Origin of the sequence: Kushneria marisflavi (assembly GCF_002157205.1) — a bacterium.
In the GTDB taxonomy this organism is placed as follows: Bacteria; Pseudomonadota; Gammaproteobacteria; order Pseudomonadales; family Halomonadaceae; genus Kushneria; species Kushneria marisflavi.
In genome coordinates, this window is record NZ_CP021358.1 from 2,747,122 (window position 1) to 2,762,815 (window position 15,694).

Sequence of the window (15,694 nt, forward strand, 5' to 3'; positions counted from 1 at the left end):
GGCATGAAGTATCGCGATCTGCGGGAGTTTATCCAGGGGCTTGAACGGATGGGGGAGCTCAAGCGTGTCACCGTTGAAGTAGATCCCCATCTGGAGATGACCGAGATATGTGATCGCGTGCTGCGCGATGAAGGGCCGGCCCTGCTGTTTGAAAACGTGCGCGGCAGCAACATGCCGGTGCTGGCCAATCTGTTTGGCACGCCGCGTCGGGTGGCGCTCGGGATGGGCCAGGACAGCGTCGAGGCGCTGCGTGAAGTCGGTGAGCTACTGGCCTTTCTGAAAGAGCCCGAGCCGCCGAAGGGCTTTCGCGATGCCTGGCAGAAGGTGCCCATCTTCAAGCAGGTCATGAGCATGGGGCCCAGGCATGTCAAAAAGGCGGCCTGTCAGGAGGTGGTGCTTGAGGGCGATGAGGTGGATCTCGACGCCATTCCCATCCAGCACTGCTGGCCGGGCGATGCTGCGCCGCTGGTGACCTGGCCGCTGGTCATCACGAAAGGGCCGCACAAGGAGCGCCAGAACCTGGGGATCTATCGTCAGCAAAAGCTTTCGAAAAATCGCCTGATCATGCGCTGGCTGTCTCACCGCGGCGGGGCGCTCGATTTTCGCGACTGGCAGCAGACCCATCCAGGAGAGCCATTTCCCGTGGCGGTCGCGCTGGGCGCCGATCCGGCCACCATTCTGGGGGCCGTAACGCCCGTGCCTGATACGCTCTCCGAATACGCCTTTGCCGGTCTGTTGCGTGGTTCCAGAACCGAGCTGGTCAAGTGTCATCATGCTGATCTCAGCGTGCCGGCCAGTGCCGAGATCGTGCTTGAGGGCCATATCTACCCCGATGACATGGCACCTGAAGGCCCCTTCGGGGACCATACCGGTTACTACAACGAAGTGGATATCTTCCCGGTCTTTACCGTCGAGCGCATCACGCATCGACGCGATCCCATCTATCATTCCACCTATACCGGTCGTCCGCCGGATGAGCCGGCCGTGCTGGGGGTAGCCCTCAACGAGGTCTTTGTTCCCATTCTGCGCCGCCAGTTTCCTGAAATCGTGGATTTTTATCTGCCACCTGAAGGGTGCTCGTATCGCCTGGCCGTGGTGTCGATGAAAAAGCAGTACCAGGGGCATGCCAAGCGGGTGATGATGGGGGTCTGGAGCTTTCTGCGTCAGTTCATGTACACCAAGTTCGTGATCGTGGTGGATGATGACGTCAATACCCGCGACTGGAAGGATGTGATCTGGGCCATCACCACGCGCATGGACCCGGCGCGCGATACGGTCATGGTGGAGAATACCCCGATCGACTATCTCGACTTCGCCTCGCCGGTCAGCGGTCTGGGCTCCAAAATGGGGCTGGATGCGACCACCAAATGGCCGGGCGAGACCCAGCGTGAATGGGGCACGCCCATTGTCATGAGCGATGAAATCAAGGCCCGGGTGGACGAGCGCTGGGACACCTACGGCATCAATACCTGAGCCCTTCATGGCTCGGGAATTACTGACACAATGCACTGCTGCATATCTATCGATTGAAGGAAGCACCATGTCTGCCAGGACGCTGACCTGCACGGTCGAGACCATGGAAACGCTATCGGCCGATGTCTATCGCCTTTTCCTGCGTGGTGACCCGCAACAGATTCTGTTTGCCCCCGGTCAATATCTGATGTTGATCGTGCAGGGCAACCATCTGCCGTTTTCGATTGCCAATGCGCCCAACGGTGACGGCATTCTGGAACTTCATGTCCAGTATATCGCCGAGAGCGACAACGCCCGGGCACTGTTCAGGCAGCTCCATGTGGGCGCCGAGATCGAGGTGTCGCTGGCCGGTGGCGAGTCCGTGCTCGAGCTTGATGATCCGCGCCCGCTGCTTTTGATTGCTGCCGGAACGGGCTTTGCGCAGATGAAATCCATCATCGAGGCCTCGCTGGCCCTGCATCCCGAACGTCCCATCCATCTCTGGTGGGCGGCACGCGCACGCAGTGAACTTTACATGGAGTGGCAGGCACGCCAGTGGGCCGAGCAAAACGAGCATTTCAGCTTTACGCCGGTGGTGGAGTTGCCCGGTGAAGAGGACTTCGACGGGGTGGTTGAGCGCATCGATAATGCCCTGCACGACCGGGTTCAGCGTGCCGACGAGGCAAGCATCTTCATCGCCGGCTCGCCAGGCATGGTATATGCCGTGGTGGACACGCTTGCCCGGATCGAGCCGATGGCCAAGCGGATCTTTTCCGATGTCTTCAGCTATGCGCCCCGTGGGAAAGGGCCGGACGAAGTGTCATGAGTCAGGCGCCCATACTGATCACGGGCGGCGGTCAAAGGCTGGGCCGCTACTGTGCCGAACGTCTTCATGATGATGGTCATCCGGTCATCATTACCTACCGCCGGGAGCGTCCTGCCATTGAGGCGCTGCGAAAGCGCGGCATCACGGCGCTTTATGCCGACTTTTCAAGCGAGTCGTCCATTCTGGAGTTCATTGCCCGATTGAAGGCGCATACCCATGCGCTGCGGGCCATTATCCACAACGCCTCGCACTGGCAGCGTGATGAAGACAGCACGGCCTGCGGCGAGGATTTCGCCCTGATGTTTCAGGTGCATATGCAGGCCCCCTATCTCATCAACCTGCACGCTCACACGCTTTTGATGGCCTGTCCCGAGCCGATGCGCGACATCATTCACATCACCGACTACAGCGCCGCACACGGCTCTCAAAGGCATATGGCCTATGCAGCCACCAAGGCCGGTCTTGAAAATCTGACCCTGTCGATGGCCGGAAGGTTTGCACCCGACATCAAGGTCAACGCCATTGCGCCGGCCGGTATCATGCTCAATGCCGGCGATAGCGATGACTATCTGGCGCATCTCAATAGTAAATCAGCGTTGCCTGCCGTTCCCGGGCCGATGGTGATCTGGCAGGGCGTGCGCTACCTGCTCGATAGTGCTTTCGTCACAGGCATCACATTGCCTGTTGACGGCGGACGTCATGTGAAGTGAACTGGTATCGGCGAACAACTCGCCAGACAACAACCACGATGTTCAAGACAATGTTGTTCCAACAACCGTGACAGGTGGCATCATGACATCGCCGTCGACGTTACTGAAGGATCGTGCATTGCTGGTCGGTATGGTGGCCGGTGTGGTAGTGATATCGCTGGCAGCGGCTTTGCCGGCGCTGTTTATCTGGAAGGAGTTTCTCATCTGAGTCAGCCATGCTAGTCTCGGATGATCGACCATGAGGGCGGTGCTCTCATGATGTTGCATCAAATTTTTTGATCAGGATAACCCTGCATGTTGCATCTCGCGCTCAATGATATTCAGACCCTGCTGGCCCAAAAGGCGACAGCGGCGTTTGTGTATGCTTCGGGCGCGGCAGGTTATTCACTGGGCTATTGGTTTAGAGACAGGCACGCCTGAATATCAGGGCGTGCCGGTATCCACCGTGCTGCCCACCCTCAAAAACCCCGGTCGGCAGCACGCCACCGGGGTTTTTTTGTTTTGCGCGTCACGACAAGTGATTCGTCAAACGGCACAGGGAGAATCACATGACCATGTCCTTTCATGGCTATCCAATGTATGGCTGGCGATTTAACCACACGCTGGCGGCGCTTCGAGCGCTGACCGCTGGCGTGTCAGTAACGGGCGCTCCACATTTACCCTTGTTACGCTGTTAAAGGATAGAGACATCGTCATGAATGCCTTACTCAACACCGCTGAAGCTGCCCATCCCATCTCCTCTGATAAGGTCGATGACGCGAGTACCACCACCGTGTCCCAGCCTCTGCCAACATCCGGTGCGCTCAAAAAGGCCATTGCCCTCGAGCCTGCTATAAGGGAGCAGATTGCTGAACAGCGACAGACGATCCGCAATATCCTGAGCGGTCAGGATTCGCGTCTGCTGGTTGTCATGGGGCCCTGTTCCATTCATGACCGTGATAGCGCGCTGGATTATGCCCGCCGCCTGAAAGGGCTCGCCGACGAAGTGGCTGATCGCATGGTGCTGGTCATGCGCGTCTACGTTGAAAAGCCACGAACGACCGTTGGCTGGAAAGGACTGGTGTATGACCCGCACCTGGATGGCAGTGACAACATGGCTGAAGGGCTTTCCAGTACGCGCCGGCTTATGCGGGATATCACGGCGCTGGGGCTACCGATTGCCTGCGAGCTGCTTCAGCCCATGTTGAGTGCCTATATGGATGATCTCATCAGCTGGGCTGCCGTAGGGGCACGGACGACCGAGTCGCAGATCCATCGTGAAATGGTTAGTGCGCTGCCCATGCCCACCGGGTTCAAGAATGGTACTGACGGCGGCATTCAGGTGGCCATCGATGCCATGGGGGCCAGCCAGCATGGTCATCGCTACCCGGGATTTGATGACAGCGGTCAGCCGGCGCTTTTGCATTCACCCGGTAATCCTGACACCCATCTGGTCCTGCGCGGCGGGCATCACGGCCCCAATCACGATGCGCCAAGCGTTGAAAAGGCTGCTCTGGCCCTCAGGGCGGCGGGCGTTTCAGGCGCCATCATGGTGGATTGTTCTCATGCCAATAGTGGCAAGGATCCCGCTCGACAGCCGCTGGTACTCGATGAGGTGATCCGCCAGCGCCTCAATGGCATGTCATCACTGGTCGGCATCATGCTCGAAAGTCATCTGGAAACGGGCAGGCAACCCATGGGCGCTGAGCTGCGCTATGGCGTTTCCGTCACCGATGGCTGTCTGGGCTGGGCGGAAAGCGAGCATTATATTCGTATGGCGGCGAAGCGGCTGTCCGAACCGGTTTAAGGTAGCCGGTTGTCGCCCGGGACAGTGTCGAGGCTGTCCCGACCATTGGGGTGTCAAAAACCTGTCATGATATCGTCGTAATCTCGGCCATCGATCAATCCACGGGAGACGATGGCATGAGTCAGGAAATCGAGAATCATGACAACCACAATGATAGCGATAACCGCCCCTTTTCCTCCGTCATGGCACGCTACATGTCGCGTCGGCGCATGCTGCAGGGAAGCCTGGGGCTGGCGGCTGCCACACTGTTTACCGACTTTGGCCTTGGGAGCGTCATCCGTCAGGCCGGCGCCGAACCGGGACGCCGGCTGACACTGGGCTTTGAATCGCTCCCCGGCAGCATGACGGATGGCATTGTGGTTCCCGAAGGCTATACCGCTCAGGTTCTTGTGCCCTGGGGCACCCCGCTGGATGGCCGTACGGTCGGCTGGCAGCAGGACATGCGCATGACACCAGCCTTTCAGGCACGTGCCATGGGCATGCATCACGATGGCATGTACCACTTCGCGCTTGATACGCAGCATGCCTCACGTGATTTTCTGTTGGCGATCAATCACGAATATATCGATCAGGGCGCGCTCTGGGCCCCGCAGGGAGGGCCGACCCACAAGGCCGAGGGGGCGCGTCCGGCCGATGAGGCACGTACCGAGATCAATGCCCACGGTGTCGCGATTGTCCGACTGCGGCGCGATGACGAGGGGCACTGGGCGCCCGTGGCCGACGATGCCCATAACCGACGCATTACCTCGGCCACGCCCATGGCGCTGGCAGGGCCCGTGGCGGGAACGCCCTGGGTGGTGACCGCCTGGTCGCCCGAAGGCACACATGTTCGCGGCACCAATAACAACTGTGCCAGTGGCTACACGCCGTGGGGTACCTACCTGACCTGCGAGGAAAACTGGCCCGAGGTGTTTATCAATCGTGGCGAGCTGACGGCCGATCAGGCTCGTCTGGGCATCAACGGCGAGCGTGGCCGCTACGGCTGGGAAAGCGCCAATGACGGCGAGCAGGGGGAGTTCAGTCGTTTCGACAATACGCCGCAGGGTGATGATCCCGCTCGGGACTATCGCAACGAGGCTCGCGGTTTCGGCTACATCGTGGAAATCGATCCCTACGACCCTGACAGCACCATCTACAAGCGCACGGCACTGGGGCGTTTTCGTCATGAGGGCTGCTGGCCCGGTCGGGTCGTCGAAGGCATGCCGCTGACCTTCTATACCGGCCATGACAGCCGCAACGAATATATCTACAAGTTTGTGTCGAACAAACGCTGGCAGCAAAGCGATGCCAACCGTCCCGGTGAGACCTATGACCGTCAGGCCATCGGTGCCAGCTACCTGGATGAAGGCACGCTGTATGTCGCCCGTTTTGATGCCGATGGTGAAGGGGAGTGGCTGCCCCTGACCGTTGACGCCGTAATCCCTCAGGGAGAGCACAAGGGGCAGCGACTGGGTGAGCTGTTCGAGGATCAGGCAGGCATTATCATCAATACCTGTGACGCCGCGGACCTGATGGGCGCTACCCCCATGGACCGTCCGGAGTGGGGAACGGTCGATCCGCAGTCGGGCATGGTGTACATGACGTTGACCAACAACTCCAAACGTACCGATGAAGAAAGCTCGGCCAGCTTTACCGGTGACGGCAGCGATGTGTCTGACATGGGTAGCGGTTATGCCACAGCGCCGGTCAATGCGGCCAATCCACGTCCGGACAATACCTATGGTCATATCATCCGCTGGCAGGAGCGCCACGATGATCCCACCCGCATGCGCTGGGAGCCTTTCGTATTTGGCGGTAGCCCCGATGATCAGGACGCCACCAATCCTTCCGGTCTGACCGACCTCAATGCCTTTGCAAGCCCTGATGGCCTCTGGTTTGACGAGCGTGACAATGGCGAGGGTATTCTCTGGATAGAGACGGATAACGGGCTGGACAAGGGACGCGAGAATGCGGTGGCCAACATGACCAATGACCAGGTGCTGGCCGTGGTTCCGGGCGCCATGAATGAAGAGGGCAGGCCAGCCATCAACGCGCAAAACCAGGCACAGCTCAAGCGTTTTGCCATCGGCCCCAACGAAGCTGAAGTCACCGGGATCTTTGCAACCCCTGATCGAACGGCGCTATTTATCAATATTCAGCACCCCGCCAACTGGCCGGCAGCCGATACCGACGATGCCACGCAAACAGCACAGGGGCAGGTGCGTCCGCGCTCGTCAACCGTGGTCATTCAAAAGCGCGATGGCGGCATGATTGGTGTCTGACCTCTGATTGGAGTATTCCGGGAACAGCATTCGGGCCGCATATGCGGCCCGAGTGTTGTCATGGGTACTGCAGGATGTTGAGGGGGATGTCGTCAGGGGCGTGCGGCATAGGCATACAGCAGCGTTTCCTGAGCACTGATGGCGGCTTCATCCTTGCCAGGGCAACGTTTTTCATAATGTCCGTCCGGCTGCAGTGTCCAGCTCTGACAGTTGTCCAGCATATAGGTGTCCAGATCCTTTCTGACCCGCTGAGCAATCCTGCGATCCAGCAGGGGGAAGCAGGTCTCGACCCGATGAAACATGTTGCGTTCCATGAAATCGGCGCTGGAACACCAGGTCTCGGATTTGCCGGCGTTGTGGAAGTGAAAGACGCGGGTATGCTCCAGAAAGCGGCCCACAACCGAACGCACCGTAATGTTGTCAGAAATGCCGGGGACCCCCGGGCGCAGACAGCAGGTGCCCCGGATGATCAGCTGACAAATGACGCCGGCCTGAGACGCGCGGTACAGCGCCTGAATCAGTTTGGGCTCTGTCAGGGAGTTGCACTTGACGGTCAGCATCGCCTTTCGTCCCTTGCGGGCATGCGCGGTTTCGCGGTCAATCAGCTCCACCAGTCGACGGTGCAGCGTAAAGGGGGCGTGCAGAAGGTGTTCGGTATGGCGCGGTTCGCCCATTCCCGAGAGTTGCTGAAACACGTGATGAACGTCTTCACAAAGCGTTTCTCGGGCCGTCAGCAGGCTGTAATCGGTATAGAGCTTCGCGGTCTTGGAGTGGTAGTTGCCGGTACCCATATGCGCGTAGTGTCGAATGCGACCGGCTTCGCGGCGCACGATATGCAGCATCTTGGCGTGGGTCTTGTAGGCCATGACGCCATAAATCACGTTGGCCCCGGCCTCCTGAAGCCGGGAGGCCAGTGCAATGTTGTCGGCCTCATCAAAGCGGGCGCGCAACTCGATCACCACCGTGACTTCCTTGCCGCTTCTTGCCGCATCGACCAGCGCGCTCACCACGCCTGATTCAAAACCGGTGCGATAGAGCGTCTGCTTGATGGCCAGAACGCCCGGATCACGGGCAGCCTCGGCCAGCCAGTTTTCGATGACGCCAAACGACTCCCAGGGGTGAAGCAGCAAAATGTCCTGCCGAGCGATCATGTCGAACAGGCTCTCGTCCTTGCGAAGCGCTTTCGGCAGGCCCGGCACGAAAGGGGTATAGCGCAGGTCCGCGCGCTCGCTGTCACCGATCATGGCCATCAGCCGGCTCAGGTTGACTGGTCCATCGACCAGGTACAGATCCTCCTGTCCCAGCTTGAACTGCTTGAGTAGAAAGTCGCTCAGATGCGCCGGGCAGTTGTTGGCGACCTCAAGACGCACACCATCGCCGTAGCGTCGGGCCAGCAGCTCACTTTTAAGCGCCGAGGCCAGATCCGACACATCATCGGTATCCATGGCAAGGTCGGCGTTGCGGGTCAGACGGAACTGATAGCAGCCGCGAACGGTCATGCCGGGAAAGAGCTGTTCGGCGTGGGCATGGATCATCGAAGAGAGAAACACATACTCCTGACGGCCTTCGCGCTCGAGCTCTTTGGGTAGCCTGATCAACCTGGGCAGTGAGCGGGGTGCCGGAATGATTGCCATGCCGCCCTCGCGCCCGAAGGCGTCCCGGCCCTCCAGTTCGACGATGAAATTGAGGCTCTTGTTGACCAGTCGAGGGAAAGGGTGGGATGGGTCCAGCCCGATCGGACTGACGACCGGCATGATTTCGTCATCAAAGTAGGTGCTGACCCACTGCCTTTGCGCCTTGTTCCAGCTGTTACGGCGCAGGAAATGGATGCCACGCTCAGCCAGTGCCGGGATCAGGCCGGTATTGAGAATATGATACTGACGCTGGACCTGTTCATGAGCGGTGCTCACAATCTCCTGAAAAATGCTGGAGCTCGAATGCCCGTCCATGCCCGCATCTTCATTGCCATAGGCAATGCGGCGCTTGAGGCCCGCCACGCGAATCTCGAAAAACTCATCCAGGTTGGAGGAGAAAATCAGCAAAAACTTGAGTCGCTCAAGCAGCGGGTGGGTCTCATCAAGCGCCTGCTCCAGCACGCGCACGTGAAAGCGCAGGGTCGACAGTTCTCGATTGAAGTAGAGCCCGGCATCATTGAGATCGCGCGAGGCATTGGCGACTGCCCGGGCGCGAATACCGGCGTGGGTATGATTGATCCTCAGCGTTGAGGCGGGGTCATTCTCGAGTGATGCAGGTGTTTCAGAGGCCGGGGTAGTGGGCAGTGATGACATCGAGAACTCTCCGGGAAATGACAGGCGCCCCCTGGGGCGCGGCGGTGCATCCATCAGTTTGGGAAACACTCATGACCGTTTGATGACACTCCTCACGCTCTGAGCGCCTGTGCGGCCTGCCGGGCAAACCAGGTCACGATGCCGTCGGCGCCGGCCCGCTTGAAGCAGCGCAGTGACTCCAGTATGACGGTATCCTCATCCAGCCAGCCGTTGGTGAAGGCTGCCCTGTGCATGACGTACTCACCGCTCACCTGGTAGACGAAAGTCGGGACACGCAGCTCCTGCTTGACGCGATACAGTACGTCCAGATAGGGCATGCCGGGTTTGATCATGATTGCATCAGCGCCTTCATCAATATCCATGGCCGCCTCATGCAGCGCTTCATCGCCATTGGCCGGGTCCATTTGATAAGAGGCGCGGTCGACAGGGGATGAACCTGTATTGAAGGCGGGCGTGTCATAGTATGAGGCGTATCTCGCCGAACATGACATGATGCGGGTATGGGGCAGCCCCTCGGCTTCGAGAATCTTTCTGATGGCGCCAATGTGACCGTCCATCATGTTGGAGGGGGCAACGTAATCGGCCCCCGCTTCGGCATGACTCAGAGCCTGCTTGGTCAGCGTTTCGACCGTGCGGTCGTTGAGAAGGCAGCCCTGGTCGTCGAGAATGCCGTCCTGACCGTGTACGGTATAAGGGGCAAGGGCAATGTCGGTAATGAGGCCCAGTGTCGGATAAGCGGCCTTGAGTGCACGAAGCGCCCTCGGAATCAGACCCGAGGCGTTGTAGGCCTCTTCGGCCAGCTCGCTTTTATGATCAGCGTCAATGACCGGAAGCAGGACAATGGCGGGAATGCCGAGCGCGACGATCTCGCCGGCATCCTGCACAAGCTGGTCAATGGAGAGTTGCTCCACTCCCGGCATTGATGGAATGTCATCGCGGCGATTGTCTCCTTCCTGGATAAAAACAGGCAGAATCAGATCCTCCACGGTCAGCGTGCTTTCACGCATCATGCGACGTGAAAAATCATCGTGACGCATGCGATGCATACGGGTTCCGGGAAATTTGCGTGAGACAATGGCAGCCACGATAGAACTCCTGAAACACAAAAGTGACACTACGGACACAACTATAATAGCTGGCCTGTTCGGCAGCGGTGACAACGATCGTCACATTCGACAGGGCCGACAGGGTATCTGTCGCCACTCTCCTGCCAGGAAGGCGGATGTCATGAATCTCATGGGAGCAGCAGCATGAAAAAGCGTGTAGCAGTCGTGATTTCCGGGTGCGGATGGCTGGATGGTACCGATGTGCAGGAGATGACAATGGTGCTTCTGCGCCTGGATCAGCTCGGGCTTGAATGGAGCTGCTTTGCCCCGGATGTGGTACAGCACCACGTCATTGACCATACCAGCGGCGAGCCCATGGACAGTGTGAATCGTCACGCCATGGTCGAATCCTGCCGCATGGTCCATGAGCGGATTTATCCGCTAGACAAGCTACAGGCGAAGGAGTTTGGGGCCGTGATCATCCCCGGTGGGCATGGCGCCATCAATCAGCTGAGCGATTTTGCCGTCAGCGGGTCTTCCATGCAGGTGCTTGAGCAGTTGGTCGGTCAGCTTTACGAATTTCATGAGTCCCGCAAGCCCATCGCACTGGTGGGTATGGCAGCCCTGCTGGTACCCCGTCTCTTTGAGCAGGCCATTCCGGTTACGCTTGGCCAGAGCGCCGAGCTGTCCGGTACCATCAGTGCCATGGGCGGGCTGCACAAGAGTGCCGGCGTCGGGGAAATCGTGGTGGATATTGAGCACCGCGTTCTGACCACGCCCGGTTGGCTCATGGGCAAGCGGCCGTCGGACGTGGCTCAGGGGATTTTCAAGCTGGTGGAGCGCGTGAATACGCTAATGGAGCAGCCGCGCTGAGGCGCGGCGGTTCACTCAACTGTCGGTATCGTCCATTTCGACATCATCACGGCCGCCGCGCGGTCGTCGAATGAGACGGGCAAAGAGGATGCCGATCTCGAACAGCAGCCACATCGGCCCTGCCAGCAGGGTCTGCGAAATGACATCGGGTGGCGTGAGCACCATGCCGACGATAAAGCAGCCAATCACTACATAGGGCCGCTTGGCCGACAGCGCCTGGACCGTAGTGACGCCGGTCAGCACCAGCAGGAAGGTGGCAACCGGAATCTCGAAGGCAATGCCGAAGGCCAGAAACAGCTTGAGTACGAATGAAAGGTAGGCGTTGATGTCGGTCATTACCTGTACATCTGCCGGCCCCGCCGTGGTGAAAAACTGAAACAGCAACGGAAATACCACGTAATACGCAAAGGCCGCCCCGCCGTAAAACAGCAGCACGCTTGAGCCTAGAAGGGGCAGCGCGAGCTTTTTCTCATGGGCATAAAGACCGGGGGCAATAAAGGCCCAGGCCTGATAAAGCACAAAGGGGATAGCCAGAAACAGCGACACGATCAGTGTCAGCTTGAAGGGCGCCAGAAAGGGCGAGGCGACTTCGGTGGCAATCATCTGCGAGCCGGGCGGCAGCAGCGCCATGAGCGGCTCGGCCACAAAGGTATAGATCTGGTTGGAGAAGGCGTACAGCGCCGCGAACGCGACCACGACGACAATCATGGCGCGCAGAAGGCGTGAGCGCAGCTCAATAAGATGATCGATCAGCGGGGTCTGCGACTGATTACCGTCCTGTGGGCTCATCGATCCTGTTTATCCCTGTCATGGCTGTCGTCATGGCCGTCCGATCCCGATGTTTGCCCGGAGGACGTATCGGAGGTTGTCTGCTCGCCAGCTGTCACTTCTGCTTCAGCGGCCTCGGCGGCCGAGAGCGGGGCAGTGGAGGGATCGGCGGTATTGGCGTGGCGATCCGATAACAGTTCGATATCAGGTGATTGCTCACCTGATCGATCCGGTGCGGGAGCGCTGGAAAGCGCCCGATCGGAGAGCTTTCGGCTCGTGGCCGAGGGGTCATCGCCCAGACCTTCGATATCTTCCCGTGCCTTTTTCAGACCCTGATCGAAGCGGTCCTGCTGGCTTTTCATCTTGCGCTGCAGATCTTCGGCCTCAAGCTGCGAGGTGATTTCCTGCTGAACGCTGGAGACCGTGCGTTTGATCTTTCCCAGCCACAAACCGGCCGTACGGGCTGCCGTTGGCAGACGCTCCGGGCCCAGCACCACCAGCGCGATGGCACCGACCACGATCAGCTCGGGAAAACTGATATCGAACATGGCGAATTATTTCCGGGTGTCTTCTTTATCGCGCGTGTCCGTATGGCTATCGATGGTCTCGTGGCCCGGGCGTTCGTCGTCATGCTTGACGCGTTGCTGAGGCTTGTTGCCGGCCTCGTCGTCATCGTTGACGGCCTGCTTGAAGCCCTTGATGGCGCCACCCAGATCACCGCCCAGATTACGAAGCTTCTTGGTGCCGAAAATCAGGATGATGATGCCCAGAACGATCAGAAGCTGCCAGATACTGATACCACCCAACATGACGTCTCTCCATTGTGTCCGACCGGACACGGTCATTGGTAAATCCGATGCCGCCTGTGGCTGCACCCATCATTGTAATGGTAGGACAGGTAAAAGAAGCAAATGTTACTTCCCGGTGCGTGACGCCTTTTCTTCAAGCCCGGAAATGCCCTGACGGCGTGCCAGCTCTTCAAGCACGCCGCGATGATCCAGTCCCAGATGGGACAACATGACCAGCGAATGAAACCAGAGATCGGCTGTCTCGCTGATCAATGCCTGTCTGGCGGCGTCATCGCCATGCTCGGCGTCACGGGCCGCAAGGATCGCCTCGACCGCCTCTTCACCCACCTTCTCCAGAATCTTGTTGAGACCGCGCTGGTGCAAGCCGGCGACGTAGGACGTATCAGCGTCGCCGTGGCGGCGGCTGGCCAGACTCTCATCGAGCTGGTCGAGAATGGTGCTCATTGAAATGGGTTCCTGATTCATCATGCCAGGGCGTGTTCAGGACGATGGGAGCTTATATCATCACCGTCCGCAATCTGTCGATGTTCTCCGCGGCGCTCAGCGCCATATGACCAGTGCCAGCCCGATACCGGCCGCGGCCAGTATGCTCCAGTGCTGCTGAAACGCCCACTGGGAAATGGGCTGCCAGGCAAGTGCCCCTGCGATCAGCACCAGTCCGATCCTGATGCGTCGTGCGCCCTTGCGAACCCCTGAAAAGGAGTTCTGCAGGGTCACGAAGGCGGCGGTTTGCTGCTCACGGTGCTTGCGCTCGTTTTCAACCTGGGAGAGGGCCTGATGGGCCAGGACCGGCAGCTGCGGCATGCGCTGGGCCAGATCCGGTGCCTGACGCTTGAGCTCCTCCCAGAAACCCTTGGGTCCGGCGCGCTCATGCATCCAGCGTTCCAGAAAGGGCTTGGCGGTATGCCATAGATCAAGCTCGGGATAGAGGGAGCGCCCCAGTCCTTCAATGTTGAGCAGGGTCTTCTGCAGCAGCACCAGCTGAGGTTGCACCTCCATGTGAAAACGCTGCGCGGTCTGGAAAAGCCCCATCAGTACCTGACCAAAGGAGATATCCTTGAGCGGTTTTTCCAGAATGGGCTCACAGACCGAGCGAATGGCTGCGGCAAACTCGTTGGCGCGTGTGTGTTCACCCACCCACCCGGATTCGATGTGGAGCATGGCCACTTCGTAATAATCCTGGCGGAAAAACGCGATAATGTTGCGCGCCAGATAGTCCTGATCCTCTCGGGTCAGACTGCCCACGATCCCGCAGTCAATGGCGATATAGCTGGGATCACTGGGGTTGCTGATATCCACGAAGATATTGCCCGGGTGCATATCGGCGTGAAAGAAGTTGTCGCGAAACACCTGGGTAAAAAAGATTTCCACGCCGCGCTCGGCCAGCAGGCGCATGTCGACCCCCTGGGCCTCCAGTGCATCGGTATCTGCCACCGGCACACCGCTGACCCGCTCCTGGGTCATGACCCGCTTGCGCGTCTGTGGCCAGTAAATGGTCGGCACGTGCAGTAGCGGAGAGTGCTGAAAATTGCGCTTGAGCTGGGAGGTGTTGGCGGCTTCCTTTTGCAGATCGAGCTCATCAAAGAGCGTGGACTCGTAGTCCTTGACCACTTCTACCGGACGCAGGCGCCTTGCTTCGGGCCACACCCTTAAAAGCACTTTTGCAAAGGTATACAAAAGCGCAATGTCGTTGCGCATGACATTATCGATGCCGGGGCGAATGACCTTGATCACGACCTCTTCACCACTGTGAAGTCGCGCTGCGTGCACCTGCGCAATGGAGGCCGAGGCCATCGAGTCGGCTTCAAAATGATCAAAGAGTTCACCAACCGGTGCACCCAGCTCCTCTTCGATGATGTGACGGGCGGTATCGCTGGGGAAGGGCGGTACCTGATCCTGCAGCCGCTTGAGTTCAACGGCGATGTCCGGCGGCATCAGATCGCGCCGTGTCGAGAGCATCTGTCCGAACTTGATGAAAATGGGACCCAGATCCTCGAGTGCCAGTCGCAGGCGCTCACCGCGCGTCTTGTCGCCTTTCGGAAACAGTCGAATGGGGGCGATGGCCATGACAAGGCGGGCGTAGCCCGGCAGGCGTTCGGTCGGAATCAGACTGTCGAGCCGATAGCGGGTGACTACCCAGGCAATACGGATCAGGCGCCATAGCGTCATCAAGAGTGGTGCCCTCGCAGACGACGGTTGAGACGTTCAAGCCGGGCTTCCAGCCGGTCCGTCGCAATTTCGAGTTCAGTTAGATGTTCACGGGCGACATCGAAGCGACCACGGCCGGCGAGCCACTGTCCCTCTTCCAGGATGTACTCGCGCAGATCCTGCTCCAGGCTTTTGGAAGAGTGCACGCCAAAATGGCCGAGGCGTCGCAGCCCGGTCGCCAGACTATGTGCCGGTGCCTCGCCAAACCATTCGGCGAAGGCGCCTTCCCAGTTGATATCAAGGTCCATCAACAGTTCGCGTGCCTGCATCAAGAGACCGAGCTGGCCGCGCACGACCAGTTGGTGGCTGGTCATGAGTGACTGGATCGGCATGCCGCCCAGCAGGGCGCCGAGCGTATCGGTATCGATTTCGATGGTGGTATCGGCATCCCGGTCTTCGCCGTCGGGCAGGGAGGCGAGCGTCAGGCCATGAATGTGAAAGATCACCAGGACTTCAATCCTTGGGGATTCAAGTCTCAGTAAAAGGCGCTGCCCGGCCATGGCCGCGAGACGAGACGGAGCTGCCGGGTCACGCGCCAGCAGACGGTTTACCGTTTTCTCGACGCCGGCCAGCAATACGGGGGTAATAAAGGACATCAGCAGAACTGCCCTTGAGGTATGCAATGACGAAAAGTCATGAAATACGCGTGTGTCATGCCATTAACCCT

16 protein-coding genes are annotated in these 15,694 nt (G+C 59.1%); 8 read left to right on the plus strand and 8 right to left on the minus strand.

Going from position 1 to position 15,694, the window contains the following annotated elements; translation table 11 throughout:
- The first annotated feature begins 3 nt into the window (after window positions 1-3).
- The 7 genes from ubiD (at window position 4) to B9H00_RS12580 (ending at window position 7,035) form a co-directional block, all read left to right on the plus strand.
- A complete protein-coding gene (ubiD, locus tag B9H00_RS12560) occupies window positions 4-1,473 on the plus strand; it encodes a 4-hydroxy-3-polyprenylbenzoate decarboxylase (protein WP_086900930.1) in 1,470 nt (489 codons plus the stop codon).
- A 67-nt stretch (window positions 1,474-1,540) separates the two neighbouring features.
- Window positions 1,541-2,278 (plus strand): FAD-binding oxidoreductase, encoded by a 738-nt coding sequence (locus B9H00_RS12565; RefSeq protein ID WP_086900931.1) that lies wholly within the window; start codon window positions 1,541-1,543, stop codon window positions 2,276-2,278.
- Window positions 2,275-2,988, plus strand: coding sequence for a dihydromonapterin reductase (folM, locus tag B9H00_RS12570; protein WP_086900932.1), 714 nt, complete (start codon window positions 2,275-2,277; stop codon window positions 2,986-2,988). The genes B9H00_RS12565 and folM overlap by 4 nt, the downstream gene beginning before the upstream one ends.
- Window positions 2,989-3,070: 82 nt before the next feature.
- The gene (locus B9H00_RS17130) at window positions 3,071-3,196 is read left to right on the plus strand and encodes a hypothetical protein (protein ID WP_257789415.1); all 126 of its coding nucleotides are present in this window, start codon (window positions 3,071-3,073) and stop codon (window positions 3,194-3,196) included.
- 340 nt (window positions 3,197-3,536) lie between these two features.
- Window positions 3,537-3,665, plus strand: coding sequence for a hypothetical protein (locus tag B9H00_RS17135; protein ID WP_257789416.1), 129 nt, complete (start codon window positions 3,537-3,539; stop codon window positions 3,663-3,665).
- A 17-nt stretch (window positions 3,666-3,682) separates the two neighbouring features.
- Window positions 3,683-4,774, plus strand: a complete 1,092-nt coding sequence (locus tag B9H00_RS12575; protein ID WP_086900933.1) for a 3-deoxy-7-phosphoheptulonate synthase — start codon at window positions 3,683-3,685, stop codon at window positions 4,772-4,774.
- Window positions 4,775-4,890: 116 nt separating this feature from the next.
- Window positions 4,891-7,035, plus strand: a complete 2,145-nt coding sequence (locus B9H00_RS12580; RefSeq protein WP_086900934.1) for a PhoX family protein — start codon at window positions 4,891-4,893, stop codon at window positions 7,033-7,035.
- A gap of 92 nt (window positions 7,036-7,127) precedes the next feature.
- On the opposite strand, the gene ppk1 is transcribed toward B9H00_RS12580, so the two are convergent.
- Entirely contained in the window at window positions 7,128-9,323 is a 2,196-nt protein-coding gene (gene ppk1, locus B9H00_RS12585) for a polyphosphate kinase 1 (RefSeq protein ID WP_086900935.1), read from the minus strand.
- 92 nt (window positions 9,324-9,415) lie between these two features.
- Window positions 9,416-10,408 (minus strand): porphobilinogen synthase, encoded by a 993-nt coding sequence (gene hemB / locus B9H00_RS12590; RefSeq protein WP_236944271.1) that lies wholly within the window; start codon window positions 10,406-10,408, stop codon window positions 9,416-9,418.
- A gap of 165 nt (window positions 10,409-10,573) precedes the next feature.
- On the opposite strand from hemB, the gene elbB reads away from it, so the two are divergent.
- Complete coding sequence (gene elbB / locus B9H00_RS12600; RefSeq protein ID WP_086900937.1) at window positions 10,574-11,242, plus strand: isoprenoid biosynthesis glyoxalase ElbB; 669 nt, start codon at window positions 10,574-10,576, stop codon at window positions 11,240-11,242.
- Window positions 11,243-11,257: 15 nt separating this feature from the next.
- On the opposite strand, the gene tatC is transcribed toward elbB, so the two are convergent.
- The 6 genes from tatC to B9H00_RS12630 all read right to left on the minus strand — a co-directional run bounded on the left by tatC (window position 11,258) and on the right by B9H00_RS12630 (window position 15,623).
- The gene (gene tatC, locus B9H00_RS12605; RefSeq protein ID WP_086900938.1) at window positions 11,258-12,031 is read right to left on the minus strand and encodes a twin-arginine translocase subunit TatC; all 774 of its coding nucleotides are present in this window, start codon (window positions 12,029-12,031) and stop codon (window positions 11,258-11,260) included.
- On the minus strand, window positions 12,028-12,558 hold the full coding sequence (tatB, locus tag B9H00_RS17075; protein WP_236944272.1) for a Sec-independent protein translocase protein TatB: 531 nt from the start codon (window positions 12,556-12,558) through the stop codon (window positions 12,028-12,030). The genes tatC and tatB overlap by 4 nt, the downstream gene beginning before the upstream one ends.
- 6 nt (window positions 12,559-12,564) lie before the next feature.
- Window positions 12,565-12,819, minus strand: coding sequence for a Sec-independent protein translocase subunit TatA (tatA, locus tag B9H00_RS12615; protein ID WP_086900939.1), 255 nt, complete (start codon window positions 12,817-12,819; stop codon window positions 12,565-12,567).
- 105 nt (window positions 12,820-12,924) lie between these two features.
- Window positions 12,925-13,263, minus strand: coding sequence for a phosphoribosyl-ATP diphosphatase (locus B9H00_RS12620; RefSeq protein ID WP_086900940.1), 339 nt, complete (start codon window positions 13,261-13,263; stop codon window positions 12,925-12,927).
- Window positions 13,264-13,359: 96 nt separating this feature from the next.
- Complete coding sequence (gene ubiB / locus B9H00_RS12625; protein ID WP_086900941.1) at window positions 13,360-14,988, minus strand: ubiquinone biosynthesis regulatory protein kinase UbiB; 1,629 nt, start codon at window positions 14,986-14,988, stop codon at window positions 13,360-13,362.
- On the minus strand, window positions 14,988-15,623 hold the full coding sequence (locus B9H00_RS12630) for a ubiquinone biosynthesis accessory factor UbiJ (RefSeq protein ID WP_086901864.1): 636 nt from the start codon (window positions 15,621-15,623) through the stop codon (window positions 14,988-14,990). The genes ubiB and B9H00_RS12630 overlap by 1 nt, the downstream gene beginning before the upstream one ends.
- Window positions 15,624-15,694 lie beyond the last annotated feature (71 nt).